Source organism: Dehalobacter sp. (assembly GCA_023667845.1).
Lineage (GTDB): Bacteria > Bacillota > Desulfitobacteriia > Desulfitobacteriales > Syntrophobotulaceae > Dehalobacter.
The window spans coordinates 1-2614 of the sequence record JAMPIU010000174.1 but is presented as its reverse complement, the minus strand read 5'-3'; the positions used below and the strand labels follow the sequence as shown (position 1 = coordinate 2614).

Genomic DNA, 2614 nt, shown 5'->3' with positions numbered 1-2614 from the left:
TTAAAAAGGCTATTGAACCTTATTTTAATGAGTTAAATCTGTTGCAAGTATCTTTCCGCAAAAATAGAGATAAAATATAATTTATTTACAATTAAAAATAATTAGTCTTAATCCGGGGTTTAAGAGAATAATTTCTTATTTTTACATTGATATTTTTAAGAAAGAAAATGAATAAAAATCTTTTATTATAAGAACTCCATTATGAAAATTTTGAATTAACAGGTTGAGAAACTCAAACACTAAGTGCAGCTTATTATCAATCAACAAAAAATATTCCTGCTTCCAGTCCAAACCTCATATACTCATCCAGCATGGCTCTGAGGTTTGCTAATCTATGGGCTTGCTTTAAAAAATTAAACGCTCCCATCTCTACGCCGGATTCTACTCCTTTAAATATCTCATCGGGACATGCACGGCTCAACTGGCCGTAGCCCGGCTCACCAAATATTGACGAAGTAAAGACGGGCACCACGATGTCCATGATCCTTTTCCCTTCTTTCACTGGAAGGCTGCTTATTTGTGCCGGTCCTGATGCACTGTTCAGCTCTTTTAATCGTTTTGAGATAGCAAGGTCAGGCTGGCACCGGAAGCGCTTTGGAGTAGTCGAGCTGGAAGGGACATAGCTATAGCGTATACATCCCTTTTGCCTCCGCTTTGCAGTAACCAGGCCACTAAATATACAATTGTTTGCAATGATAACCCCAGCCTGTGTCGTCCCGAAAATAGTGCATTCATTTGCACTGACCAGAGTATTATATGCATCTATAGCAACCGCTCCTGTATCCTTAGAGCTGTCGATTATACAGTCGGTCATAGACAGCTCGCTGACGATAGAAGTCTGTTCTGACCAGTTGACTGAACTGGGGCAAACTATAGTGCCGCAAATGCTTCTGCTCAGGTGTATTGCCAATCTGGATTTGATCTTGCTTTCTTCTGGACTGTTGACTATTTGGTTATCAACGATGATACTGCTTTTCAGACTTCCATTTTTCCAGGGTACGATTGTGCAGTGGGTAATATCTAGCATAGAAATGCTGCCTGGGGTTTCTACCTCGATGGGTCCCTGCAATAATAACCCATTCAAGTATAACTTGCCCGGATTTGCATTCTCGTCCCCGGTATCCTTTACTGATATTCCGAACTTTAGATAAGGCCTTCTTCCAGAGGTATTGAACTTCTCAGGTTTGTGGATCTTAGTGCCCGGTTTGTCGGGATCATCTTCTTCTGGCCATCCTGCTGCGATCATTAGCAGTTCGCGGCCTTTTAAGTCTATTTCCAGTTTGTCTCCATTTTCCGTATATGTAGCGTTATCCAGAATGGATATTACCCCTTTTGAGCCAGCTAAGTTATTGCTCCAGGCATCTACTGCTCTGGATACACTATCAAAAAAGGTTACTTCTCCTGCCTCGTCTGGCTTATTTTTTTCTAAGGTGACCCCAAAATGTTGCACGCTCGGGTCCCTCCAGGCGTTATCGACATACTCAGAACGGTCATAGGGGCCGCCACCAAGGTCGCCGCTAAATCCATAAGCATAACTTACTTTAACCGTTCCGGGCTTAACGCTGCCTGGCACTGCTACCCTTCCACGGACAGGATCTACTGCTACTTTTATTGTTCTATTGATCTCAACCGCGGTTCCGTCCTCATTTTTACATAGAAAATTTATGTCCTTTGGTAGACCTGCCCACCGGCTTTTATTAGAATCAATCAGATTGCAGATCACCATCTCTTCGGGCTTGACCAGCTCATCATCCAGATAAACTTCAAATACACTGTTAACGTCATCGGTGTCAGTTTGTTTACCAAAGTACGTGCAGACAAAATCCTTATTATGATGGATATCGCATCGACGTGCTTTTAGTTCCTGTTGTAAAGGCAGCCTTCGAAGTTTGCCAGGAGTGTCAGCCTCCCCGGCAATATGAGAGATATTATCATCCTCTTCCTCACGGTTGTTGAACAGCGGTGCCTCAAGCCCTAGTGGATTGAATAAATAACATACGGGATCGCTACTGCCTGTTTCAACACTGGCTGTCACTTTATCAAGCCGATAACTTTGCAGGCGCCACAGGAAAATCCCGATGTTAGGGATATTATATCGGCTTTTATCTCCCGAGATTCGACGAATATCGGCTGTATGGGCTGCTTTTTCAAAGGAGCTGTCAATGAGTTCCAGGCCGTCCGTGTCCCGAAAATCGATGGTGGTACTATCGGGCAGGATATGGTTCATATTTTGGGTAATAGAAAGCAGGTGGAAGTACTCGATTGCTCTCGATGGCCAGCCCGTAATGTCCCTGGCGACTTGCTCTATCACAGCAACAGTGCCTTTACGCCTTCGATAGCGGAGCGTGTTGGCGATGAAAGGCCTGAGGCTGAAAACGCCGGGGATCGCTGGATGAATGCCCCGTACTCCCAGAAGGTCGCCGATGTAAGGGACTGCCCACTCGTTACAGGTTTCAATGAACATATTATTGTAGAGACCGTCAATATCCTTTTTTAAGAGCACCATCTCATTCTCGATGACCTGGAGAAGTGCCCTGAACGGCTCTCCACTTTCCTTATCCCGGATGCGGTAAATGGAAGGAAGTAGTTTATACAGCGTTTCCTCATCGTTCAT

At 44.1% G+C, this 2614-nt stretch carries 1 protein-coding gene; it reads right to left on the bottom strand.

Annotated features, from left to right (window positions below):
* Positions 1-256: 256 nt before the first annotated feature.
* A partial coding sequence (locus tag NC238_14725; GenBank protein ID MCM1567161.1) for a hypothetical protein occupies positions 257-2614 on the bottom strand: 2358 nt, incomplete at its 5' end.